A 25,706-nucleotide genomic window follows, 5' to 3' on the forward strand; every position below is an offset into this window, starting at 1 on the left:
TTTTTGTAGAGCACAAATTTCTATTTTCCCCTTCTTTTTGTTAAGCTTGAAAGAAGGAATACTAATTTTGTTGCCCTATCATCTAATAAGGAGCTCATCTTGCATCCTATCATGGATAGAACGATTTTTTTCAGAAGAAAGGATTTATTTTATTATGAAAAACGAACTCGAAGCCACAACTTTAAAAACTTTCCAAACAGAGCTTACCCGCTTTTTCCTAGCATATAAATTTGCATTAAATGAAGTTGAAACGAAAATCAATATTTTACAAGAAGAATTTAAGCTTATTCATGAATATAATCCAATTGAACATGTCTCAACCCGAGTGAAATCACCGAAAAGTATATTATTGAAGATGTCAAAAAAAGAGCTAACACCCGCCATTGATAGTATTCGCGAACATATTCGTGATATAGCAGGCGTCCGTATTACATGCTCTTTTGTAGAAGATATTTACAAAGTAAGTGCGATGCTTCAAGCACAAAATGATATTGAAGTTGTTGACGTAAAAGATTATATTGCTTATCCAAAAGACAATGGCTACCAAAGCCTACACCTTATTATTAAAATTCCAATCTTTATGTCCGATCGAATGGAAAAAGTATATACGGAAATTCAAATTCGTACGATTGCAATGGATTTTTGGGCAAGTCTCGAACATAAAATTTATTATAAATATAATAAAGAAGTACCTGAACATATTCGTAATGAACTTAAAGATGCAGCATTACAAGCAGCAGAATTAGATCGTAAAATGGAGCGGCTCAATAAAGAAATCAATATTTTAAAGGAAAATGAAGCAGAATCTTCACTTTTAGAATCAACTCCGATTGCACATTTAGCGCAATACTTATCGCAACTCACATTTGACAGTAAAGATAGTAAATAATTGACCGGAAGATCAAGCAGGGACAACTTATAGAAGCGAGAGCATTAGTTGTTGGTAGCGAAAGGCGTCGACTCCTGCAAGAACGCACGCAGCGTAAGACGTGGGCATTCCGCGCGTTAGCGAGTGTTGGGGATACGGTGTGCCCGCGGACAACAACGGTCACAGCAAAAAAGTGTTAGATTGATTACAGTCAATCTAACACTTTTTCACTTTTGTCCCAACCTCTTTAGTTAAATCGTTGGGCAATCATATCGTAAATATAACGCGCTTGGTCATATTCTGGTTGAATCGTAAATGCCTGCTTCAAATGATACATAGCATCCTCTGTTTGTTCTGTAGATACCGCATACAGAACACCTAAATTATAATGAGCATCTGCATTATTCCAATCTAGCTCGATTAAATAATCTAATTCCTTCTTACCTTCTTCGAACATTTCTAATGCACATAGCACGATAGCATACGCAAGTCGAATTTGTGTATCTTCAGGCGCAATCTCTGCCGCACGTTGTAAATATGGCAATGCGAGCTTTGAATTTTCCATTCGTTCAAAGCATTTCCCCATCATATAATAAACATCTGCACCTGCAATTTTATGCTGTACCGCTTGCTCATAAAGTTTTAACGCTTCTGCATAGCGGTCCGCATTATAATATAAATTAGCTAAGCCATAATATGCAGTAGCTGCCGTTTCGTCTACAGTAATTGCCTTTTGAAAAAAGCGTTCTGCTCGTTCTGTATCTTCTAGTACAGCCAATAAATTCCCAAAATTCACATAGCCAATTGCATTATCAGGCTCTGCTTCAATTGCTTGGGTAAATAGCTGTGCAGCATCCTCATAACGCTTCTCTTGGAATGCAAGTATGCCCTGCTCGTTAAAATCCAAATCTTTCCACCTCTATGTAGCGAAAAGACTGCAAATCCGATCGCTTATTCGTTTACACTGTGACTATAGTAACTCAATGTATTTCCTTATTTCCTAAGAAATCAACTGAAATAAGTATGTTTTGCAGCCCTTTTGCAAGTTATCCAACATATGTTAGTTTTTCATTACTTTTAAAGACTTCATCAATTGTACCGCCACCTAAGCAAACTTCACCGTCATATAAAACAACAGCCTGTCCTGGCGTAATGGCACGTACTGGTTCAGCAAACTCAATGTGTGCGCGACCATCTTCTAAAATTTCTACCTCAACAGGTGTGTCTGTTTGACGGTAGCGGAATTTCGCAGTACAAGAAAATTTCCCGGGCAATTTTTTTGTCGAAGTATAGCCCATTTTCACAGCTGTCAGCGAAGTTGAGTATAAAGCATCGTGGTCGAACCCTTGGCCGACAAGTAACACATTGCGTGCTAAATCTTTTCCAAGTACGAACCAAGGCTCACCGTCTCCACCTATACCAAGACCATGACGTTGACCTAATGTATAATACATTAAACCATCATGTTGCCCCATAACTACGCCATCCATCGTTTCCATTTTGCCTGGTTGAGCAGGTAAGTATTGACTTAAAAACTCTTTAAAATTACGCTCTCCAATAAAGCAAATTCCAGTCGAATCCTTTTTCTTGGCAGTAGCAAGACCTGCTTCTTCTGCAATTTTACGCACTTCTTTTTTCTCAATATCTCCAATTGGGAACATTACATGCGCTAGTTGTTCTTGCGATAATTGATTAAGGAAATAAGTTTGGTCCTTATTATCATCAACACCACGAAGCATACGTACTTCGCCATCACCACTGCGATCAATGCGTGCATAATGTCCTGTTGCCAAGTAATCTGCACCAAGATCCATTGCATGTTCTAGGAATGCTTTAAATTTAATTTCCTTATTGCACATTACATCAGGGTTAGGTGTGCGTCCCGCTTTATATTCTTCTAAAAAGTATGTGAAAACTTTATCCCAATATTGCTTTTCAAAATTCACAGCATAATAGGGAATGCCAATTTGATTACATACTTTAATTACATCTTCATAATCTTCTGTTGCTGTACAAACGCCATTTTCGTCTGTATCATCCCAGTTTTTCATAAAAATACCAATTACTTCATACCCTTGTTGCTTTAGCATATATGCAGCAACTGAAGAGTCTACCCCACCTGACATGCCGACGACGACACGAATTTCCGATGGGTCACGTGTTTCGATCATTGTGGTCACCTTTTCTTTTATTCAATTCATATAAACCGAACTATAAGGCTTTGCAAATTTACATAGCATTTAATTAATTCGGTTTAAATTGATAGTAATTAACAAATTATTTTGCCAGCTTTTTCACAATCGCTGCTGTTTTTTCTGCCGCTTGACGGACAGCTTCTTCTGTTAGACCTTGGCCAAAGCTAAAGCGAATAGAGTTTCGTAACTCCTCTGCCCCTTTGCCGTACATAGCAACTAACACATGTGAAGGATCAATTGTACCAGCTGTACATGCAGAACCACTAGATGCACAAATGCCAGCCATATCAAGATTCACTAAAAATGACTCTACCTCCATATTAGCAAAGCTGACATTTAATACGTGCGGTAAAACATTTTGTGTATCGCCATTGACATGAAATACTAATTTTTCATGTGTAAAAACTTCAAGCATAATTTGTTTAAAGCGATTGTACAGTGTTCGCTTACTTTCACGCAACTGACTTGCATTTTCAGCAGCAGTAGCAAAGCCTATAACAGCCGGTATATTTTCAGTACCAGCACGACGTTTTTTCTCTTGGTCACCGCCTAACGCATAGCTAGCAAGTGGTGTACCAGTTTTCTGATAAAGGAAGCCAATCCCTTTTGGCCCATTAATCTTATGCGCCGACACGCTTAATAAATCAACTTGCAAAGCTTCCACGTCTATTTTCTCTAAACCATAAGCTTGAACAGCATCTGTATGGAACGACGCTTTATGCTCACGTAACAACTCACCTATTTCAGCAATTGGCTGAATTGAACCAACTTCATTATTGCCATACATAATTGTTACGAGAATCGTATCGTCACGTAATGCCTCTTGTACCGCTTCGACAGTTATGCGTCCATGCGCATCAACTGGTAAATACGTCACTTCAAAGCCCTCTCGTTCTAGCTTCTCACAAGTATGTAACACCGCATGATGTTCGATTTGAGTTGTAATAATGTGCTTTCCTTCAGCAGCTCGCGCAGTAACAGTTCCAATAATGGCCGTATTATCCGCTTCCGTACCGCCACTTGTTAAAATAATTTCCCCTGGCTTTGCACCTATTGATTGTGCTAGGACATCACGTGCATTATCTAAATGTTTGCGCGCCTCTCGTCCAGCTCCGTGAATACTTGATGCATTTCCAAATACATCACGCATCGCCAAAGTCATCGCGTCTATTACCTTGTCATTCATCGGGGATGTTGCCGCATGATCAAGATAGATATATGAATTCATGTTGAAAACTCCTTTATACGAAAACACTAAAGCACTATTCATTCCCAAGTAGTAAAAACGTAACAGTGTTTATACCTTTGGAGGTGCTTTAGCCTAGAAATATTAAATATAGAACATATAGCCGTCTGTTGCATTTTCCTCTGTATACTGTGCTAAATCTTCAATAGTCGTTGTATCTAATACATTTTTCACAGCATCACGGATTCGTAACCATAGTTCACGTTGAGGCGCTTCCTCATTTTCGATACCCTCTACAGGCTGAATCGGACCTTCTAATACACTAATTACATTCGCTGCAGAAATCTCACTAGGTGGGTTTGCAAGCATGTAACCTCCATAAGCTCCGCGAACACTTTTTACCAAGCCCGAATTGCGCAATGGTGATACGAGTTGCTCTAAGTACGCTTCAGAAAGCTCTTTTTCAGCAGCAATTTTGCGTAATGGAATTGGCCCTTCACCATAATGCTTTGCCAATTCAATCATAATCGTGAGACCGTAACGGCCCTTTGTAGAAATTTTCATTTTATCACCCTCAATTAGTCTAGTCAAAATACTACCAACAGTATATCATAATCTCCTCTTGAAGAACTCGGAAATACTCTTGGAAGGTTATGATATACTATGAATTAGAACAAACGTACGAAAGGGGATATTCTTTTGCATAATGAACCACTTGCATATCGGATGCGCCCATTAACGCTAGATGAAATCATTGGTCAACAAGATTTCGTCGGTCCTGATACTGCTCTATACAAAATGATTCAAAATGGGCATGTTCCTTCCATGTTATTATACGGAGAGCCAGGCATAGGTAAAACATCGATAGCAAATGCCATCGCAGGAAGCTCTAAACTACCCTTTTTCGCACTTAATGCGACTCGTGCTGGGAAAAAAGACGTTGAAGATATTGTACAAGAAGCAAGAATTTCTGGGAAAGTTATACTGTTTCTAGATGAGATACATCGTTTCAATAAATTACAGCAGGATACATTACTACCACATGTAGAAAACGGCTCTATTATTTTAATAGGCGCGACAACTGAAAATCCATATCATGATGTAAACCCTGCTATTCGCTCACGTTGCGGAGAAATTCATCAGTTAAAAAAATTAACAACAGCAAATTTAATAGAACTTATTCAAAAGGCACTTTCTGATGACAAACGAGGACTAGGAAAGTATCATTTTGCACTGACAGATCCACAAATTGAACAAATTGCAACAGCAGCAAATGGCGATGCACGCAAAGCACTAACATTGCTCGAGTCGATTTATTATGCAAGTGATGAAGTGAACGGACAAACAATAGCTTCTGACCATATTCTAGAACATCTTATTGGCAGAATTGGCGTGTACGGTGATAAAAATGGCTCACACTTTTATAACTTGCTGTCAGCATTACAAAAATCGGTACGTGGGAGCGATACGAATGCGGCGTTGTATTATTTAGCACATTTACTTGAAACAGGCGATTTGGTTGCAGTTAGTCGCCGTTTACTCGTCATGGCCTATGAGGATATTGGTCTTGCCAACCCACAAGTAGGGGCAAACATGCTTGCCGCTGTCCAGGCAGCAGAGCGTTTAGGGTTACCTGAAGCACGGATTCCGCTAGCAAGTGCTGTAATTGAAATGTGCCTTGCTTCAAAATCAAATTCTGCAATAGCTGCTATTGACGCTGCTATTGCAAGTATCCACGCAGGTAAAACGGGAGATATTCCACACCATTTACGTGATGCACATTATGAAGGGGCCAAAGATTTAGGGCATGTTGGTTATCAATATCCACATAACAGCCCTATCGGTACTTTTGGTGGATGGGTAGATCAACAATATTTACCAGATGAGCTTGTTGGTACAGAATTTTATAAACCAGTTATTGCAGGTGAAGAGAAACGGATGGCAAGTATTTACGATAAGCTTAAATCATTCCGTCACAAGTAAAGTGCCAGGCACTCAAACAATTTACCGTGCCTTTAAAAGAACGCACGCAACGTAAGACGCAACAGACCGCGAGATAGCGGGGGTTGCTTCTTACAACTTGTGCTGGACGGATAGCGTAATGGAGTGCCAGGCACATAAACAATTTTATCTACATTTCCCTCACAAAAATGAAAAACCATTGTCGTTATGCTTTTCGACAATGGTAATAATTCATTACTTATTAATTTATGGATTCCTTCTCAACAAACAATTTAAATTGCTGTAAACATTGCTTGACGTCACCTTTTTGGGCAAGGACCTCTTCTTTTAAAGCAGCTACCTGATCACTATTTTCTATTACATCACCATATAGAGCGATAATAGCAGCTAATAGCTCCTCATTCTCTTCCTGCTCAATACTTGGTAAAGAACGGGCGGCAGTCGTTAATAAACGCGCTACTTTTTCAGGTGTTTTTTGTAGTTCATTTGAAGAATAATAAATGGATGCAGCTAAAAAATAACAAAGCTTGGCACTACAATCTATAAACAAATGCCAATATGTATTGGCTTTCGGTAATTCACCAGCTCTAGCAACTAAATATTCCTTATAAAATGTTGTAGCTTGTGTATATAAAGGCGATAAAGCTCTCGTGGCTTTTGTGTAATTATTAGACGTATCTAAATAATCAAATACAATACTATTCATTTTCTCTTGAAGTTTTACGATATCTAAATGTTCACGAATTACTTGTATTTCCATTTTTCCACTCTCCCATGTTCTCATTTGTTTTAGCAAACGCCATTTCCACTTCCCCTAAGTAGATTTGAACATTCCAAACAAGCTGACCTATTATCTCTATATATTGGAATTATTCAAATTATAGCAATAAACCAAAAGAAGAAGTGAGGACATGAAAAAAATAAGGCAATTTCGTGAATTATTAGCATTTTGTGTACGTTAAATTAATTATTTTGGTAAAATTAAACTCTTTGTATATAGTAATCAAACAAAAATTGTTCCTTTTCTTGATTTATTATTTCGACGATGCTACCGTTTGCATATTTTTTAATTCTTTGTTTTGGACTATAAAAATACGCATTATTCGTAATTAGCCATTGGCTTAACGTCAGCTCTGTCGCTGGTTGCTGTTCAGTTAAAATTCGTTTATGCCGAAGTATATCCGCCATTTTGTAAAAGCCATCTGATAATTCATAAGCAGATACATCAAAATTAAAAACAGGTGTCACAACCTGTCCAACATCAAAAATATGTATCGTCTTTCTCTCCTCATCAATCGCTAATTCCACTGTGCTAATTTCATCGAATAGATTCAATCCTCTATATTCCATTTGATAAATTTGCTCCATTATTAATGAATGCCCCCTCTTTTATAACAGCCCTATTGTAACATAGAAAAAGTGAACGTCTGTTGCGTAAGTAACATAAGGGAGCATTTTTAGTCATTTCTCCTACTGATTTTCTTGTCATAAAAGAAAAGAATCTACAAGTCATCTAAGAGAAAGTAAGCATGTGCAGGCACAAACTCACAACTTCCTCAAGGAAAACTTTGCAGATTCTTCTTTTAATTAACATAAGAACATTTTCAATGTGCTAGTTACTGCTAAATCCAAGACAAATGGCTTAACCTTGTACGCGAGTAATTTTCACATCTTCTACAATTTTATTGACTACCCAACTTGCTGCTATTAAACCTGCAACAGAAGGGACAAATGCGTTAGAAGATGGTGGCATTTTCGCCTTACGGATAGCGGCATCTGGTTTACCCACATGCTCTACGACATCTGGACGTACGACAATCGGACTTTCATCAGAGAATACAACTGTTATCCCTTTATGAATACCATCTTTTCGTAATTTTGTACGAATAACTTTCGCTAATGGATCTGTATGCGTTTTCGAAATATCCGCGATTTTGAAGCGGGTTGGGTCCATTTTATTGGCAGCACCCATACTTGAAATAATTGGGATGTTACGTTTTAAGCATTCTTTCATAATGTGAATTTTATAGATCACAGTATCGCTCGCGTCAATAACATAGTCGATTCCTTGTGCAAAAAATTCCTCATATGTTTCTTCCGTATAAAACATATGCATATCAATTACTTCACATTCTGGATTAATATCAGCAATACGCTCTTTCATAACGCCAGATTTGGATTTTCCTACTGTTGAAAGATACGCTACTAATTGACGGTTAACGTTCGTAATATCTACATTATCCTTATCAACTAAAATAATGCGACCAATCCCACTACGAGCACATGCCTCTGCAGCAAATGAGCCGACGCCACCTACACCTAGAATGGCTACTGTTGTATTTTTTAATTTTTCGAGTCCCTCAGTACCTATCGCGAGCTCGTTACGAGAAAATTGATGTAACATCCTTACACTCTCCATCTATCCAATTTTTATTAGTAAACCTAGTTATATACTAAGATAAAATCAAACCTATATTACATTCTATCATGATATTGTTCAAGTGGAAATTCTCAAAAAGAACTCGCACAGTTGTTGTACTAAAAAATTTCGCATAGAGGGTTGTTTTAGCCTATTTAGACATTTTCATTTTTCCCATTTCTCAAAATTTGTTTGAAACGCTTCAATAAATGACACATCTAGTTGAACGTGCGCTTGTTTAAAGGCTCCGACAACCGCCCCACCAATCGGCTCTAAATCAGGTAAAATAAATTGCATTGGCAACTGGTCTGCTAATGCTAATTGTTCAAGGTGCGAAACAATAGTAGGATTATTTGAAAATACACCGCCTGCTAATACTACGGGTACATTTTCTCTCCCCCATGACATGCTGGCATAACATGTTTTTATCGCCGTATAGTATTTGACACAAGCGTCTTGCACAATGTGTTTGGCTATACGGTCTCCTTTTTCTGCAACTTGAAAAACATATTTGCCAATTGGTGCAATTACAGTTCTTGGGTGCTCCACTCCATAAATAAGTTCAATTAATTGCGGAACACAATCAACTGAGAAATGTTGTAGTACTATATCTGTTAAAACGGTTGGCTGTGCACGCTGATCATAGCTTTGAAAAACAGCCTTTAGCACATGAATACCTAAATCATAACCACTACCTTCATCATCAAATAAGTACCCCCAGCCACCAACACGATTAACCATATGCTGATGGTTGAACCCCATCGTAATCGCACCCGTACCAGCAATTTGGACAATTCCTTCTTGTCCCATCGTACCAGCATATAGCGCAATTAAAGCATCATTCTCTATTACAACGGTCGTCGTCTGATCAACATATTGACGAATAATACTTTCTACTATGCCTTCAGCTTGCCGTTCCTTCACCCCTGCCATACCAGCAAAGCAACTATGTATTGCTGTCAATATTTGTGGCGTTTGCTCCTGCATTTTCTGTAACAATCCGTGAATTGTTGCCTCAAAATCATGTGCATCCATTGCAGTTGGGTTACTACGTGACGTCATCACCTTGCCATAAATAGTGCCATATTCATCACAAATAACAGCACAAGTTTTTGTACCCCCTCCATCTATCGCTAGCACATACATCCTATTTGCTCCTTTCTATATGAAAAAGGATTAAGCACATACAATTGTCGGCTTAATCCTCCTTTTAAGTTCAATTATTTTGTAAATCCGAATGACGCCCATGGTTGAATTTGCGCTATTAAAAAGCGTTCATCCTCCACTACCTTGGCAACTACATTTGTAGAGCCAGCATTCGGCATTTCCTTTAAAACTATTTGTAGTTCACCTTTATAGCGAACATCTAAATTATTATCAATCGTGACATCCCCTAGTTGCAATGCATGCGCATCGTGAACTGGGAAATCACCATTTTTATATTTCACTCTCGATTGTGTACTACGAATAACGTAATCCGATACATCACCTCGATTAAAATGAGGCTCTTTGAATAAGACTGCTTCTTCTAACACCGTTGTTTCAGAGGATGGTACAACTTTCAGCTCCAACTTATGCCGATTTAATTGTCCTAATGCTTTTAGTTCTTCCTCTGAGGCATACATATTGCCAATAATACAATCATCGATTAAGCCTGTATGCCATAAATCTTTCGCTTGCACAGTAATCGGTAAATCGCGATGCTCTTCTAGTGTTGGTAGGCCATGCTCGGTTTTTTCCCAAGGACCGTACAGTGCATGCTGCGATGAAATCATCGCAGCTGTCCGTATATGGTTGGCTTTAAAATTTTTCGATGTTGCAAGAAAATGCTGTCTTGAAAGACCCGTAAATCGTCTTGGATAAAAATTATGACAGCCTATAATATTGTCACGGTTCGGTTGGTAGGATAATATATTATCCACATATTTCGTTCCATTACTAATATTTAGCTCAATTTTCAACTGACTATCATCGAAAGACATTAACGCTTCCTCTTGACCTGAAAATCCCATATCTAAACGCAATGCCGCCAGATGGTAGTGTTCTTTAAAATAATCAATATTTTTATACGTTAAGCCTAAATCTTCAAAAACAGCCGGTGCAATATCAGCAGAAATATCAAAGCCTAGCTGTTTTGCAAAATAATTGATTTGCTGCAATTTAAGCTTTTCATGTTCATTGTTTAAAGATAGAAGACATGTAAAAATACGATCAAAACCATTATCGTGTGCTAGCTGAACATATTGTTTCATTTCTTCTAGCGTGCTGTGCTGTGGATAGAGTGAAATTCCTAATCTTCTCATGACAATACCTCCAATGCTAAGCTATTACACTTCTACTTTTGGATTCTCAGCTGTAATTTCAGCTTGTTGTTCTTGTGCTTGCTCTGCCTTTTTTTGGTCTTGTTTAGCAATTCGGTTTGCCATCGCTAAGAATGGAAGATAGATACAAACTGATATCACAATTAACGCAAGACTTAAAACTGCTCCAGTCCAAGATTGTGTCACTAAAAATCCGTTAATTACAGGCGGTGTAGTCCATGGGGCTGCAACAGTTGCCGCAGGAACCCAACCCCATTTTGTAACAAAGAAAGCAATTGTTACGTTTACCATTGGCGTTAAAATAAATGGTATAAATAAAATTGGATTTAAAACGATTGGTAGACCAAATAGTAATGGCTCATTAATATTAAATAGCCCTGGTGCCGCGGATAATTTTCCAACGGTATTATATTGCTTGTTTTTCCGTGCAATAATGAAAATCGCGATAATAAGTGCAATTGTCGTACCCGATCCACCCATATTGACGAATGCATCAAAGAATGGCTTATTCACGATATAAGGTGCAACTTTGCCAGCAGAAATTGCTGCAACGTTTGCATCAATCGCGGGTAAATTAATCGTTTGCATAAATGGCTCGATAATGTTAGCACCATGAACACCTAGCGTCCATAAGAATGCTGGAATAAAGGCTAAAATTATGGCAGCAACCCACGTATTTGTTAAGCCCATAAACGGCTCCTGAATCGTTGAATAGAATGAACCAACAATATCTGGAATATCAAAACCTGCAGAAATAATTGTACGAACTAATGCAAAAACACCAATTGTAATAATAGCTGGCAGCAATGCTGCAAATGATTTCGAAACTGCTGGCGGTACCCCATCAGGCATTTTAATTAGTAGCTTACTATTACCTGATAACCTACAAAATAATTCAGTAGACAACAAGGACACGATAATGGCGATAAATATCCCGCCTGTTCCAGTTGTTAAACCTGATAAACCGCCTTCACCAAACGTACCAAATGTCAAATAACTCGAAAGACTAATAACCCCAGCTGAAAGACCGTCTTTGTTATAACTTTTTGCTAAGTTATAAGCAATTGCGAACGCGAGTAACAGCGACAGAATACCAAATGTCGCACCCCACATATTTCCGCCCCATTGCGTCCATGTTTCATGCTTCCAAATGGAGTCCAGTGCATTTTGGTAAAAGTCAATTGGTAAGTTATTAATTAATACAGCTAACGAGCCTACAATTGTCAATGGCATAATCGTAATAAAACCGTCGCGAATGGCAACTAAATGACGCTGACTCCCAACTCTAGCAGCTACCGGCACAAATTTTTCTTCTAAAAATCGGAACATTCCACACACTCCCTTTGCTTTTTATTGTGACATCAAAAACTGATGTTACTCCCCTTTGATTTGTTCATATAGTTCGATCATTTCTTGCGCTAAATCACGAAACGTTATTGCATTCATTAAGTGATCCTGTGCATGAATTAATAGCATCGATACTTCGACTTTTTCTCCCCTTGCTTCCTGCGTTAACAATGCTGTTTGTGAATGATGAGCCTCAACTAGCGCTTCATTTGCCTGCTTTATTTTTTCCTTTGCTTCGTTAATTTGCCCCTTTTTTGCTAACTGAAGTGCTTCCATACATTCACTTTTCGTATTACCACTATGGACGATTAAGCCCATAATGGACTGCATCATTGCTGTTTCATCCATTGGCTTGCCTCCTCATCCAATTAGCTTCAATGCCTGTTGTAAGACATTTCCACCGTTCATCATGCCGTAATCAGCCATATTGATTACATCAATTGGCAAATTTAAATCTTTGAATTTTACTTCGAATGTTGATTTTAAGTAACGAACTTGCGGTCCAAGTAACAGTACATCCGCCTTCTTATTTGCTAAAACTTTATCTACCTCACTTTCAGCTATAGCAAAAATATCAGCTTCAATATTTTGTTCCTGTGCAGCCTTCTGCATCTTCGAAACTAGTAAACTCGTACTCATCCCTGCAACACAAACTAACATAATATTTTTCATTGTCAGCACTCCCTTTTTGTTTTTTTAAATTTAGAACCTTTTAACGAATTGACGACTCCAATGAAATCGCTTTCTTATATTGAGAATAGCACCAATTGGTATATACCACAATATACTTTTTTAGTCATTTTATACCTTTTCAAAGCTAATAAATAATTGGGCTATTGCTTCGATACTTGCTAAATAATGGCTTTAACTAACTGGTATAGTCCAGAAAAATATTCAAAAAATTTTTTCGTTTTTTATCATCTGCTGCAGAAAGTTAAAAATATTCATAAAATGCAGGTCGCTTCGCTGGAATTGCCTGTTGCCAATGGTGTATTTCTTCGTCACCTAGCTCTTTATTCGCAAAAGTCACTGCATCTTTCACACTAAGATAACCGACCATCATCGCAGAAAATAAGTTGATTGGTAATGTAAGCATATGCTTTTCACACATGGAATTTTCCTCAATTATCGAGATCTCACCATCTTTATTTATCATGTAAATATGTTCATTCCACGGACAAAAGTGATCCTCTAGACGAACGTACAAAGTTTGCTGTAAATCTCCCCATGGATAGCGTTGCATAAAGGCAAAAGCATCCACGATTCTGACCATGACATCTTGTATAATCTTTTTTGGAAATTGTGGATTTTCAAAATTAAAACCAAAATGGCTATCATTTGCCGTAATTCCTTCGATCGTGTGTACACTTGCTGCATGTGATGTTATAAAGCGCCATAGTGCTTGTTCTGCTAAATGATCCTCCACAATAAAGTCATGAATTGTAAAGATGCCATCTTGAATCGTATAGCGGATATACCCTACTATTTTTTGTTCCAGAAAACACGCAGCAAAATGGCTTTCAGGTGATCTTCTTACAATGCGTTTCCACCATGCTGCGTCACGTAGCATCCCACCATTTGTAACACTTGCCTGTGCATTATGAAATTGTTGAATTGCTTCGAACAACGTACTATCCGGCCATTCAAAGCTCATACGTTTTACAACATCTAACTGTTTGCCGAAATGAGGAAACTGTGAGTTAGGAATAGCATAATGTAGTTTGTCAAAAAATAATTCCCAACCAAAATAACGGTAAAAAGAAACGGAAAAGGGTGCAAGTACCGAGATGGTTTGCCCATGTTGTCGCATTTCCTCTAGAGAAGCAGTCATTAGCTTTTTTATAATTCCTTGCTGACGGTACTCAGGATATGTTGCCACAAATCCAATACCACCCATTTCATAGTTTTCACCATGTATCGTCATATTAAGCGGTAGTATTAATAGCTGCCCAACAACCTTATCGCCATCATAAGCACCTAAAGTTGCACTATGCTCAATCCAATAATGAAAATCATCGCGCCGCGCACCGCTATATTTATTTGGAAAGCAATAATCTCGTAATCGATGAATTTGTTGATAATCTTTTGCCGGAACGTATTGTATGTCCATGACGCCCTCCTTATTTTCAGAATATTCTAAAATAAGAACTTAAATACCTAGATGTTTTTTTACGTATGCTTCAACATCAGATGCAGTTGATAGCATTAAAAGGTGCTCAATATGGTGAACTAACCGCTCCTTTGAAAGCTTTGCAATATGTGCCCTCGTTTTGAGAATGGAAGACGCATTCATGGAAAACTCATCTAAGCCTAAAGCAAGTAAAATAGGTATTGCTATTTCATCTGCTGCCATTTCACCGCACATACCTACCCATTTCTCCTGCTTATGTGCTGCATCAATAACATTTTTTATAAGTCTCAGTACTGCTGGGTGATATGGTTGATATAGATAAGAGACATTTTCATTCATACGATCTGTTGCCAAAGTATATTGAATTAAATCATTTGTACCGATTGAGAAAAAGTCTACTTCTTTTGCAAATAAATCAGCAATCATCGCAGCTGCCGGAATTTCTACCATTATTCCGAGTTCAATTGCTTCAGCTATTGCAACCCCTTGTGCTTGCAAATGTGCTTTTTCCTCATTCAACAATTGCTTTGCCATTCTCCATTCATCTAACGTTGCAATCATTGGAAACATTATTTTCAAGTTGCCATAAGCACTTGCTCTTAGTAATGCACGTAGCTGTGTACGGAACATTGCTTGTTGGTCTAGGCAAATACGAATCGCTCTATAGCCTAAAAATGGATTCATTTCAGCTGGTAGCTTTAAATAAGGGAGATGCTTATCACCACCAATATCCAATGTCCGAACAATCGTTGGCTTTCCCTGCATTTTTTCAAGGACTGTGCGATACGCATGAAACTGTTCATCTTCACTTGGGAGCTCCTGCCGTCCCATATACAAAAACTCCGTTCGAAATAAGCCAATACCATCTCCAGCTGCATCTATTACCTTTTCCACATCTTCTGGCTTGCCGATATTGCCCGCAAGCTCAATACTATGTCCGTCCGCACTTACGCTCGACATTGCTCGATATTGAAGGAGCTCGTGTCGCTGCTGCTTGAGCATCTGTTGCTGTTGCTCATAAAATGCTGACACTTCTGGTGTAGCATTGATAATAATATTGCCATTTGAGCCATCCATAATAATTGGTGTGCCATGTTTAATTGTCTTAGTAGCCGTTTTTGTTCCAACGATTGCTGGTATATCTAGTGAGCGTGCGAGAATAGCAGAATGAGAAGTTTTCCCACCAATATCTGTTATAAATCCTTTGACATAATTAGTATCTAGCTGTGCCGTCATTGATGGTGTTAAATCTTCTGCTACTATGATGACATCTGTTGATAAACGGCTCATATCTAGTAGTTCAACATTTAATAAATGGGCTAATAAACGCTTTGATACATCACGAATATCAGCTGCTCGCTCTTGCATATAAACATTGTCCATTCCTTCAAACAGTCCAATAAACATCTTGGTAACTTCATGTAAGGCATACTCAGCATTACTGCCTGTTTTAATTTTCTCTTCAATGGCTGCTAACATTTCAGGGTCTTCTAGCAATAATAAATGCGCAGCAAATATAGCCGCCTTGTCCTCGCCAAATTTATTCTGAGCGAGTGTTAAAATTTCTTGTAATTCCCTCTTCGATTGCGCGAGTGCTACTTTAAAACGTTCCAATTCTGCCTGTATATCTGTTATCGTTAATTTCTCAAATGATAAATCTGGTTCTACTAAACAAAAAGCATTAGCAAAGGCAATGCCTTCAGAAACGGCAATACCCTGTATTTCTAACATTCTTCACCAATTCCTTTAGTAACAATCACTTCTGTAACTGTTTGCATTAGCTGTTTTGCATCTGCTCCTTGTGCAGAAACCGTAATCGTACTTCCCGTCACGATGCCTTGCGCCATAACCCCCATGATGGACTTTAAATTGACAGACTTATCATTGTAAGTTAACTGAACCTCACTCTCAAATGGTGTGACAGCACTTACTAATAACGCTGTTGGCCGAGCATGTAAACCTTCTGGTGTTGTGATTTTAAATGTTTTTTTCATCGATACCCCTCCAAATTTCACTCAAAATTAATGCGAGATTGATAGTTTGCAATCATCAATTCGTTATGATGCTTATTCGATTCAACATTGTTACTTTCAAAAACAGGCAATACTTCCTGACAATCAGCCAATGACTCAATAACGTGACTGAATAGCGCTTGAAGAATTGCAGAACCAATCACCGTCGACGCAGGTGCGTATTGCATCTGTTGATGGTGCAATAGACCATCCCCTACAGGAATATGTGTGTTGATAACAACATCCACAACATCCTCTAAACGTTTTCCACTAATATGACGTGTTGGTTGTTCACAATACTCAAGTGATTGCATAGACATAACAAGGATACCCGACTGTTTTGCTAGTAATGCCGCATCTATTGGGGCATTATTTCGACCAGATGTGGAAATGACGATGCAAACATCATTTTCCTGAAATTGAAATTCATCTTTATGTCGTACGATAATCGTTGGGTCCTTTTCATTTTTTGAAGATGTTAAAGCTCCTGCATATAAAGTTAATGGCTCGACCGTAATTGGACGTACAGGCACAAGTCCTCCCGCACGATAAAATGCATCTTGTGCTAAAAGATGTGAATGTCCACAACCAAACAATTGGACAATTCCACCACTTTGAAGACGTGAAACAATCATTTGTGCAGCTTCTGCTAATAGCGTATTTTCCTGCTCTAGCACAAGATCTAATAGCCTTTGTAGTTCATGAAAATAAGCACGCATCATATCACCTTTTAATTTCACTTATAAATTTGTATCGATCAGCACGATAAGTACTTCGCACAAGTTCGAATGGTACGCCATCTGCTAAATAACTTGTTCGTTTAATAATTAAAACCGGTGCAGTACTATTGATTTGTAAATATTTACTATCTTCTTTTGCTACAATTGCCGCTTCCATTTGCTGAATGGCATTGCCAATTTTCTGATGGAATTTCGCTTCAATAAGCGCATACAACGAACCCATAATTTTCTTTTCATCTAATTCAGGATATACTTTCACTGGAATATAGGTTCTTTCAATCGCCATCGGTTTAGAATCGGCACTTCGTATCCTTGTAACGAAAAATACTTCCTCACCCCGTTCTAACATTAAATCTCCTGCAATATCTAACGGTGGTACAATTTTTTCGAAACGTAGTACTTTACTAGTTGGTTCCATACCTCTTGCACGCATATCCTCCGTAAAACTTGTTAATCCCATTAATGGCTGTTCCAACTTTGGATTGGCAACATAAGTACCTCTGCCTTTTTCACGATAAAGCAATCCACTATTTACTAAATTGGTAATCGATTGACGGACAGTCATTCTACTCACATCAAATTGAACTGAAAGCTCTCGCTCTGATGGAATATTTTCGCCAATTTTGTATTCCTCTAAATAAATCCGTTGCTTTAATACTTCTTCTATTTGTATATAGATTGGTATATGAGAATTTTTATCTAACACGCCTTGCACCATCCTATCGCATTTTTACTATTATTTCTCAAATACAATTTTTCCCCGACAAATAGTTTTTTCAATATTTAAATGTTGATCTAACAAAATGACATCTGCATCAAAGCCTTCTGCAATACGGCCTTTTGTGCGTAATTGTAATTGTTCCGCAGCATTTGTTGAGGACATTGCAACAAGCTCTGACAACGAACAATTTGTGACCGCTTTCATATTTTTCACTGCTTGTTCCATCGTCAATACACTTCCAGCTAATGCTCCATTCGGTAAATGTGCTCCGCTTTCTGTGACATGGACTGTTTGACCACCTAAATCATAATCGCCATATTGTAATCCTTTTGCACGCATAGCATCTGTAATTAAAATAATACCTGCTGCCCCTTTAACTCGGTAGGCAAGTTTTACAGACATAGGATGGCAATGCACAAAGTCTGCAATGATTTCGACTTTTACAGCATCTTCAACAAGTACTCCCCCTACAACGCCTGGATCTCGATGATGGAATGGTCGCATTTGATTGTATAAATGCGTTGCCTGTCTGACACCTAGTGCTACTGCTCTCTCTACCTCTTCAAATGTTGCATCTGAATGACCGATTGATACAATAACCCCTTGCTTGTAAAGCTCTTCAATAAACGGAAAGCCACCTTCTAGCTCAGGTGCAATGGTTATTTGTTTAATGCGGTTGTTACTTAATGTTTGCCATTGCGCAAATTGTTCGCTTGATGGCAGAATCATATAGTCGATTGGCTGAGCACCTGCACGTTTCGTTGACACATAAGGACCTTCAACGTGGATACCTAATAAACTGGCTTCATTGTCACCATCTTCAAATTGCGAGATTGTCTTTAATGCATTTTCAATCGCTTCTGGCGCTTGTGTCATCGTCGTTGCAAGAAAGCCTGTGACACCTTCTTTAACTAATGACGCAGCCATATTATGAAGCGCTTGCTGTGTAGCATCCATTGCATCATTGCCTGCCGATCCATGAATATGCATATCAATATAGCCAGGAAATAGTAACAAGTCTTTCCCCTTGCCTTCAATATATTGCTCTGCCTTATCGAATAATTCTTTACCTACTTTAATTATCTTGCCATTCTCAATCAATACGTCACCTTTAAAAGGTACCTCGTTATGGTTGACGATCGTTACATTGGAAATTAATAATGTACTGCTCAATTTAACACCTCCGCTGTCTATGTTTTTACGAAGCTTACTTTTTAACGTAAGGACAAGCTATGTTATTTGGTATAGTTGTCTATACCAATTATAGTATGGAAATTCAAAAATAAAAAGTAAATTTTACAATTTTTCTTATTTTTCGTTTAATTTAGTAAATAACACCCTATGCTTTTTAGGCGTAAAAATGCTGGGACAAAACAGAAAAAGTGTTAGATTGACTTTAATCAATCTAACACTTCTTCGTTGTAAACGTTAAGGTTCGCTACGGCAGGCGCTATTAGACATACCGTACCCCTAGACTCTAGTATACTATGTATGGACGAATCCCGATTGTGCCGTAATGCCAATGAAACATTCGTTTTGAACCCGCAATTTGCAGGTGGGTGCCCGCTTTATAGCTTTAAACGTCCCTCTCCAAAATGGGGCTTGTTTGCCACTACAAAATTAGATGGCTCCCGACGATATAGTGTTCGGTCAAAACTGTTAAATAGAGATAGCAGTTAGACAAACACATCAGGATTCGTATTACAGTTATAATAACACCATATTTCAGATAATTCAAACGATTTATAGCAAAAAAATAAATTCTTTCAAAAAACGCAAAAAATACCTAGATTCCCAACATTTTTTGTTAGAGAATCCAGGTATTTTGCATTACTTCTATCTTTTAAATGTTTTAATTGCCAAACTTAATTCGCTTAATTGATCTGGAGACACTTCACTTGGAGCATCTGTCAATAAGCAACTTGCACTTGCTGTTTTCGGGAATGCAATTGTATCACGTAAATTATTACGACCAGCAAGTAACATTACGAAACGGTCAAGACCAAATGCAAGACCTGCATGTGGAGGCACGCCATATTCAAACGCTTCTAATAAGAAGCCGAATTGTGCTTGTGCTTCCTCATCTGAGAAACCAAGTAGTTTAAACATTTTTTCTTGTAAATCACGCTCATAAATACGTAATGAACCACCGCCAAGCTCATAGCCGTTTAATACGATATCGTAAGCTTGTGCGCGAACTGCAGCAGGGTTTGTATCCATTAATTCGATATCTTCGTCAAATGGACGAGTGAATGGATGGTGCGCTGCTTTGAATCGGCCATCTTCTTCAGAGTACTCGAATAAAGGCCAGTCCGTAATCCATAAGAAAGCAAATTGCGATTCATCGATTAAGCCTAAATCTTGACCTAATTTTGTACGAAGAGCACCTAGAGATGCTGCAACTACATCAGCTTTGTCAGCTACGAATACTAAAATATCACCGATTTCAGCACCCATACGCTCGATTAATGCAGCAGCTAATGCTTCATCAAAGAATTTTGCGATTGGTCCATTTAATCCTTCTTCTGTTACTTTCAACCAAGCAAGACCTTTTGCGCCGTAAATACCAACGAATTTTGTAAGCTCATCCATATCTTTACGAGAGTATTTATCAGCCGCACCTTTAATGTTGATACTTTTCACTTGCTTGCCTTGTGCTACTGTATCAGCAAATACTTTGAAATCACAGCCATCGAAAACTTCGTTTAACGCTACTAATTCTAAACCGAAGCGAACATCTGGTTTATCTGAGCCGTAACGATCCATCGCTTCTTGGTATTTCATGCGTTGGAATGGCGCAGGAATATCGATGCCTTTTACATCTTTCATAACAGCTTGAATTAAACGTTCGTTCATTTCTAAAACTTCTTCTTGTGTTAAGAAGCTTGTTTCGATATCAACTTGTGTGAATTCAGGTTGACGGTCAGCACGTAAGTCTTCGTCACGGAAACAACGAGCAATTTGGAAATACTTTTCAAATCCAGCTACCATTAATAATTGTTTAAATAGTTGTGGAGATTGTGGTAATGCATAAAACTCGCCTTCGTGTACACGAGATGGTACTAAGTAGTCACGGGCACCTTCTGGCGTTGATTTTGTTAAAATAGGCGTTTCTACTTCTAGGAAGCCCTCATTTTGTAAGAAGTTACGAATTGTACGTGTTACGTCTGAACGCATTTTGAACGTGTCGAACATTGCAGGACGTCGCAAGTCTAGGTAACGATATTTTAATCGTAAATCTTCTGATACATCCGTACGATCTTCAATTTGGAAAGGAGTTGTCTTCGCTGTATTAATAACGATTAAGCTTGTCGCTTCCACTTCAATTTTGCCGTTTGGCATATTTGGATTGATTTGATCTTCCGAACGAAGAATTACTTTTCCTTCAATTTCGATTACGTATTCGCTACGTACTTTATCAGCTAAAGCATGTGCTTCTGCTACATCAGGACTAAATACAACTTGTGTAATACCAGTACGGTCACGTAGGTCGATAAAGATTAATCCACCTAAATCGCGACGACGTTGTACCCAACCTTTTAATACAACGTGTTCGCCTTGTAACGTTTCAGAAAGCTCGTTACTAGCATGTGTTCTTTTTGCCATTTTGCATTTCCTCCAAAATCATTTATTTAATAAGTAGTTCACTAATTCTGAGAAGGCTACTTTTTGCTGCTCCCCAGATGCCATATGCTTTACTGTTGCTGCTTGCTCTTCTATTTCTGTTTCACCTAAAACGATAGTATATTTAGCACCTAAACGGTCTGCAGATTTCATTTGTGCTTTCATTTTTCGATCTAAATAATCCATATCAGTAGAAATACCTTTTGCACGGAATGAGCTTGTTAGCTCGACTGCTTTTAGCTTCGCTTCATCGCCCATAGCAATCATGTAAACCTCTAATGCTGATTCTGTATCTAACTCTACCGCTTCAGCTTCAAGTGCTAATAATAAACGTTCGATACTTAATGCAAAGCCGATGCCCGGTACATTCGGACCACCGATTTCCTCTACAAGCCCATTATAACGACCACCACCGCAAAGCGTTGTAATTGCGCCAAAGCCATCAGCTGTTGACATAATTTCAAATGTCGTATGGTTGTAGTAGTCAAGGCCACGTACTAAATTCGGGTCTACTTCATATGAAATACCTAGCGTATCTAGATACGTTTTAACCTGAGCAAAATATGCCGCTGATTCCTCTGTTAAAAAATCAGTTAATGCAGGGGCAGTTGCCATTAATGGATGCTCACGGTCTACCTTACAATCTAAAATACGTAATGGGTTTTTTTGCAAACGATTTTGGCAATCAGAGCAAAACTCATGGATATGTGGCTCAAAATGATTAATTAATGCTGTGCGGTGTGCATCACGCGTTACTTTATCACCGAGTGAGTTAATGACTAATTTCAAATCTTTTAAGCCTGTTGATTCATAAATGTCCATTGCTAATGCTATCACTTCTGCATCGATTGCAGGGTCAGCTGAGCCAATAGCTTCAACACCAAATTGTACAAATTGACGGTAACGACCAGCCTGTTGACGTTCATAACGGAACATTGGTCCTAAATAAGATAGCTTCACTGGTTGATCGGGTGCACCAAACATTTTATGTTCAACATATGCACGAACAACCCCAGCAGTATTTTCTGGACGTAATGTTAATGAACGACCACCTCGGTCTTCAAATGTATACATTTCCTTTTGCACTACATCAGTTGTTTCTCCAACACCGCGCGCAAATAAATCTGTTTGTTCAAAAATAGGTGTACGAATTTCGTTATATCGATACACACGACAAATATCACGAATAATTGCTTCGACCTTTTGCCATTTTTCTGATTGACCTGGCAATATATCTTGGGTCCCTCTTGGCACTTTAAAACTCATGTAAATACCTCCTTTTCAATTGCTTATGAGCCAGCCTTCGTATGTAAAGCGCGAAACAGCAGTACAGAGTGACTTTTTTTAGAGAAATCCAACAAAAAAAGCCCTCGCCACCTTGCAAAATTGCAAGGGACGAGAGCTGTATATGCTTCCGCGGTTCCACCCTAGTTGACGCACAAACTACATTGCGTCCTCCTCATAATCGGGTAACGGCCGATTCCGTTTTTTCCTACTAAGTATTCCTTTTCAGAAAAAAGCCTCTCAAGTGTTATTCGCCTTATACTTTTTTGTAGGAAAGATTGCAGCCTAAGTCTTTCCCTCTCTTTTCCAATAGAGGTATACGCTACTTGCTTGGTCATAAGCGGTTAATCATTTTTTGATTACCCTTTATGTTAGTCACAACGCAAGGTAATGTCAACTGTTTTCTTATTTTTCACAAAGTAGTTATTAAAATAATGATTTCCGTTACCTTTTTCCCTCGAATTTTATCATGAAAACATGGTAAAATAGCACAAGAAAAGGAGGGGTCCAATGACGACAAAACTTATACATAAAACCATTATCTTTGTCCTATTATTAACATTTTTGTTTCCAAGTATCATCAATAAAGAACTAGTATTTGCCGATTCGAGTGATTTAAAAGTTACTGGAACTATACTTCATTTACGCGAAGGACCTGGGCTCTCTTACCCGATTATTACAACATTAGATGAAGGTGATTTGTTAACATCCATCGGTCGCGAAGGTGACTGGATTCAAGTAAAAACAGACGATTATGAAGGATGGGTAGCATCTTGGCTAACAGCTTCTATAAATGAGCAACAAACAATTGATAAAACGGTCATATCCCAAGTTGATCGCCTCAATATCCGTACTGACCCGGATATTTCATCACCAGTCCTTGGGCAGCTGTCAACAGGCAATCAAGCAGCACTCATAACAGAAAATGGTGAATGGGCAAAAATTAATTGGAATGGACTAGTCGGTTGGGTATCTGCAGACTATGTGACAATTAATGAAACAACAGAAAAAACAACAACTGACCAAGTAGTAGAAGTATCTACAACAACCGAACCTAAAGGTACTACATTTACTATTTTAGTCGATACGTTAAATGTCCGCAAAAAGGCAGATTTAACGTCAAAAAAAATAGGGACTGTTTCGAATGGACAATCTTTTAAAGTACTAGCACAAGAACATAATTGGGTTCAAATTCAGTACAATAACAAAAAAACTGGTTGGGTATACAGCTTCTACGGGACATTTTCTGATACGGTAAAAACGACTGCGAAAACTTCAACGTCATCATCACCATCATCATCATCCTCGCTTGAATCTGTCACAATTATTTATAATGGGACAAACTTACGTACTGACGCGACCACAACTGCGGAAGTTGTTAAACGTGTAGATGCTGGCGAAACCTATCCAATTGTAGGTGCTAAAGATGATTTTTACGAAATACAATTAGAAGATAAAACCGCATTCGTCGCAAACTGGGTAGTCTCCACTTCACAAAGCACAGCGGTAACAACTAGCTATACAAAATCTGAGCCTCGAAAAAAAGGGACTCTAAACGGACTTACAATTGTTGTCGATGCTGGTCATGGTGGAAATGACCACGGTACAACTGGTCAGCGAGGAACTGACGAGAAAGATATAACATTGAAAACTGCGTCTCTTCTCGCATCCAAGTTAAGTGCAGCTGGTGCAAATGTTGTGATGACACGTGAATCAGATGAATATGTTGCACTTCGTAAACGTGTATCCGTTGCCCACCAGCATGATGCAGATGCTTTTATAAGTATTCACTATGACGCTACTGATAATAGTTCAATTTCAGGTTTTACCTCCTACTATTTAAATAACAATCAAAAAGGGCTTGCTGAAGCAATACACAATGGCCTTGCTAGTAAAATTAACATTAAAGATCGTGGTACACAGGAAGGAAATTACTTAGTACTTCGTGAAAACCGACAAAAAGCAGTGCTTCTGGAGCTAGGTTTTTTAAGTAATGCCAATGAAGAACGGATCATTACAACGGCTAAATTCAGAGAACAGGCTACACTCGGTATTTATCAAGGCATTTTAGATTACTTTGATGCAAATGAATAAAAAAGAACCTTCATTTTCTTATAATTTTAGAAAATGAAGGTTTTTATTTGTTTGTATTTATTTTGTCCAATGTAACCCATATAATTTCCTCCATACGAATAAAGAAGGGTGTATGATCAAACTCGATAACGATATGGTCAGGTAATACAGAGGTTAAAATACCTTGTTGGATACTTTTCTCTGTTTGCACTACAATTATTTGGCTAATCATCAACTTAAGTGTTTCATATAAATAAGGATTGGATATCCTTCCTATTTGCGTCATCGACGATACACTTCCTTCCTACAAATTTGCCATTCTTTTTAGTATATGTAGGAATGATAGAAAATGTACCTCTATTTTGACTCAAGTAGGATCGTGACTGGACCATCATTCGTCAATGCAACGTCCATCATAGCACCGAAAATACCGGTCTCTACTTGTAAGCCGTATCCACGTAAAGCATCATTAAAAGCCTCCCACAACGGTGCAGCTATTTCCGGTCTTGCTGCACTTGTAAAGCTCGGACGATTGCCCTTTTTTGTATCCCCATACAATGTAAATTGAGATACAGATAGGATTGCGCCACCATGCTCTAAAATGGAATGATTCATTTTCCCTTCACTATCTTCCCATAAGCGTAGATTTGCAATTTTTTTTGCTAGATATGCGACGTCTTCTGCTGTATCCTCATGTGTAATACCAACGAGAAGCACATAGCCTTTATCAATAGCACCTGTAACTTCCCCTTGTACCGTTACAGATGCGGCCTTACTACGCTGTAAAACTACTTTCATAATGTTTAACCCCTCAATCTATCAA

25 protein-coding genes, 1 other RNA gene and 1 other annotated feature are annotated in these 25,706 nt (G+C 38.3%); of the genes, 3 read left to right on the plus strand and 23 right to left on the minus strand.

Going from position 1 to position 25,706, the window contains the following annotated elements:
- The first annotated feature begins 154 nt into the window (after positions 1-154).
- Complete coding sequence (locus ACIP9G_RS05365; protein ID WP_340823496.1) at positions 155-889, plus strand: GTP pyrophosphokinase; 735 nt, start codon at positions 155-157, stop codon at positions 887-889.
- Positions 890-1,115: 226 nt separating this feature from the next.
- On the opposite strand, the gene ACIP9G_RS05370 is transcribed toward ACIP9G_RS05365, so the two are convergent.
- From ACIP9G_RS05370 to cymR, 4 genes are all read right to left on the minus strand, one after another.
- Positions 1,116-1,775: a tetratricopeptide repeat protein gene (locus ACIP9G_RS05370; protein WP_401017978.1), complete on the minus strand. Its 660-nt coding sequence runs from the start codon at positions 1,773-1,775 to the stop codon at positions 1,116-1,118.
- 139 nt (positions 1,776-1,914) lie between these two features.
- A complete protein-coding gene (gene mnmA, locus ACIP9G_RS05375; protein WP_340823493.1) occupies positions 1,915-3,039 on the minus strand; it encodes a tRNA 2-thiouridine(34) synthase MnmA in 1,125 nt (374 codons plus the stop codon).
- A 106-nt stretch (positions 3,040-3,145) separates the two neighbouring features.
- Positions 3,146-4,291 (minus strand): cysteine desulfurase family protein, encoded by a 1,146-nt coding sequence (locus ACIP9G_RS05380; RefSeq protein WP_401017982.1) that lies wholly within the window; start codon positions 4,289-4,291, stop codon positions 3,146-3,148.
- 102 nt (positions 4,292-4,393) lie between these two features.
- Positions 4,394-4,813 (minus strand): cysteine metabolism transcriptional regulator CymR, encoded by a 420-nt coding sequence (gene cymR, locus ACIP9G_RS05385; protein ID WP_340823491.1) that lies wholly within the window; start codon positions 4,811-4,813, stop codon positions 4,394-4,396.
- A 135-nt stretch (positions 4,814-4,948) separates the two neighbouring features.
- Here cymR and ACIP9G_RS05390 point away from each other — a divergent pair, with 135 nt between their 5' ends.
- A complete protein-coding gene (locus tag ACIP9G_RS05390; RefSeq protein WP_401017985.1) occupies positions 4,949-6,232 on the plus strand; it encodes a replication-associated recombination protein A in 1,284 nt (427 codons plus the stop codon).
- A gap of 220 nt (positions 6,233-6,452) precedes the next feature.
- Here ACIP9G_RS05390 and ACIP9G_RS05395 read toward each other — a convergent pair whose 3' ends face one another.
- The 17 genes from ACIP9G_RS05395 to hisS all read right to left on the minus strand — a co-directional run bounded on the left by ACIP9G_RS05395 (position 6,453) and on the right by hisS (position 22,792).
- Complete coding sequence (locus ACIP9G_RS05395) at positions 6,453-6,971, minus strand: hypothetical protein (protein WP_401017988.1); 519 nt, start codon at positions 6,969-6,971, stop codon at positions 6,453-6,455.
- A 221-nt stretch (positions 6,972-7,192) separates the two neighbouring features.
- A complete protein-coding gene (locus ACIP9G_RS05400) occupies positions 7,193-7,579 on the minus strand; it encodes a hypothetical protein (RefSeq protein WP_401017989.1) in 387 nt (128 codons plus the stop codon).
- A 274-nt stretch (positions 7,580-7,853) separates the two neighbouring features.
- Positions 7,854-8,615, minus strand: a complete 762-nt coding sequence (locus ACIP9G_RS05405) for a tRNA threonylcarbamoyladenosine dehydratase (protein ID WP_401017992.1) — start codon at positions 8,613-8,615, stop codon at positions 7,854-7,856.
- A gap of 180 nt (positions 8,616-8,795) precedes the next feature.
- Positions 8,796-9,776, minus strand: a complete 981-nt coding sequence (locus tag ACIP9G_RS05410) for an N-acetylglucosamine kinase (protein WP_401017995.1) — start codon at positions 9,774-9,776, stop codon at positions 8,796-8,798.
- A gap of 74 nt (positions 9,777-9,850) precedes the next feature.
- A complete protein-coding gene (locus ACIP9G_RS05415) occupies positions 9,851-10,933 on the minus strand; it encodes a DUF871 domain-containing protein (RefSeq protein WP_401017997.1) in 1,083 nt (360 codons plus the stop codon).
- 24 nt (positions 10,934-10,957) lie between these two features.
- Positions 10,958-12,289 (minus strand): PTS sugar transporter subunit IIC, encoded by a 1,332-nt coding sequence (locus ACIP9G_RS05420; protein ID WP_401018000.1) that lies wholly within the window; start codon positions 12,287-12,289, stop codon positions 10,958-10,960.
- Positions 12,290-12,325: 36 nt separating this feature from the next.
- Positions 12,326-12,646 (minus strand): PTS sugar transporter subunit IIA, encoded by a 321-nt coding sequence (locus ACIP9G_RS05425; protein WP_340823480.1) that lies wholly within the window; start codon positions 12,644-12,646, stop codon positions 12,326-12,328.
- Between the two features lie 12 nt (positions 12,647-12,658).
- Positions 12,659-12,970, minus strand: coding sequence for a PTS sugar transporter subunit IIB (locus ACIP9G_RS05430; RefSeq protein ID WP_340823478.1), 312 nt, complete (start codon positions 12,968-12,970; stop codon positions 12,659-12,661).
- Between the two features lie 262 nt (positions 12,971-13,232).
- On the minus strand, positions 13,233-14,408 hold the full coding sequence (locus tag ACIP9G_RS05435; protein ID WP_401018004.1) for a GNAT family N-acetyltransferase: 1,176 nt from the start codon (positions 14,406-14,408) through the stop codon (positions 13,233-13,235).
- 39 nt (positions 14,409-14,447) lie between these two features.
- Positions 14,448-16,160, minus strand: a complete 1,713-nt coding sequence (gene ptsP, locus ACIP9G_RS05440; RefSeq protein ID WP_401018007.1) for a phosphoenolpyruvate--protein phosphotransferase — start codon at positions 16,158-16,160, stop codon at positions 14,448-14,450.
- Positions 16,154-16,423, minus strand: a complete 270-nt coding sequence (locus tag ACIP9G_RS05445; RefSeq protein WP_340823472.1) for an HPr family phosphocarrier protein — start codon at positions 16,421-16,423, stop codon at positions 16,154-16,156. The genes ptsP and ACIP9G_RS05445 overlap by 7 nt, the downstream gene beginning before the upstream one ends.
- A 17-nt stretch (positions 16,424-16,440) precedes the next feature.
- The gene (locus ACIP9G_RS05450; protein WP_340823471.1) at positions 16,441-17,163 is read right to left on the minus strand and encodes a sugar isomerase domain-containing protein; all 723 of its coding nucleotides are present in this window, start codon (positions 17,161-17,163) and stop codon (positions 16,441-16,443) included.
- A 1-nt stretch (position 17,164) separates the two neighbouring features.
- Entirely contained in the window at positions 17,165-17,887 is a 723-nt protein-coding gene (locus ACIP9G_RS05455) for a GntR family transcriptional regulator (RefSeq protein ID WP_340823470.1), read from the minus strand.
- A 30-nt stretch (positions 17,888-17,917) separates the two neighbouring features.
- Positions 17,918-19,075, minus strand: a complete 1,158-nt coding sequence (gene nagA, locus ACIP9G_RS05460; protein WP_401018012.1) for an N-acetylglucosamine-6-phosphate deacetylase — start codon at positions 19,073-19,075, stop codon at positions 17,918-17,920.
- Positions 19,076-19,397: 322 nt separating this feature from the next.
- Positions 19,398-19,601, minus strand: a non-coding RNA gene (gene ssrS / locus ACIP9G_RS05465) — 6S RNA.
- 137 nt (positions 19,602-19,738) lie between these two features.
- Entirely contained in the window at positions 19,739-21,508 is a 1,770-nt protein-coding gene (gene aspS / locus ACIP9G_RS05470) for an aspartate--tRNA ligase (protein ID WP_340823466.1), read from the minus strand.
- Between the two features lie 18 nt (positions 21,509-21,526).
- Positions 21,527-22,792, minus strand: coding sequence for a histidine--tRNA ligase (gene hisS, locus ACIP9G_RS05475; RefSeq protein ID WP_340823464.1), 1,266 nt, complete (start codon positions 22,790-22,792; stop codon positions 21,527-21,529).
- Between the two features lie 122 nt (positions 22,793-22,914).
- Positions 22,915-23,157: a binding site (T-box leader), on the minus strand.
- A 163-nt stretch (positions 23,158-23,320) separates the two neighbouring features.
- Between hisS and ACIP9G_RS05480 the strand changes: the two genes are divergently transcribed.
- The gene (locus tag ACIP9G_RS05480) at positions 23,321-24,904 is read left to right on the plus strand and encodes an N-acetylmuramoyl-L-alanine amidase family protein (protein ID WP_340823462.1); all 1,584 of its coding nucleotides are present in this window, start codon (positions 23,321-23,323) and stop codon (positions 24,902-24,904) included.
- A gap of 43 nt (positions 24,905-24,947) precedes the next feature.
- On the opposite strand, the gene ACIP9G_RS05485 is transcribed toward ACIP9G_RS05480, so the two are convergent.
- Complete coding sequence (locus ACIP9G_RS05485) at positions 24,948-25,169, minus strand: DUF2642 domain-containing protein (RefSeq protein WP_401018017.1); 222 nt, start codon at positions 25,167-25,169, stop codon at positions 24,948-24,950.
- 71 nt (positions 25,170-25,240) lie between these two features.
- Positions 25,241-25,681 (minus strand): D-aminoacyl-tRNA deacylase, encoded by a 441-nt coding sequence (dtd, locus tag ACIP9G_RS05490; RefSeq protein ID WP_401018019.1) that lies wholly within the window; start codon positions 25,679-25,681, stop codon positions 25,241-25,243.
- Between the last annotated feature and the right edge of the window lie 25 nt (positions 25,682-25,706).

Source organism: Lysinibacillus sp. NPDC093197 (genome assembly GCF_044754025.1).
GTDB lineage: Bacteria > Bacillota > Bacilli > Bacillales_A > Planococcaceae > Lysinibacillus.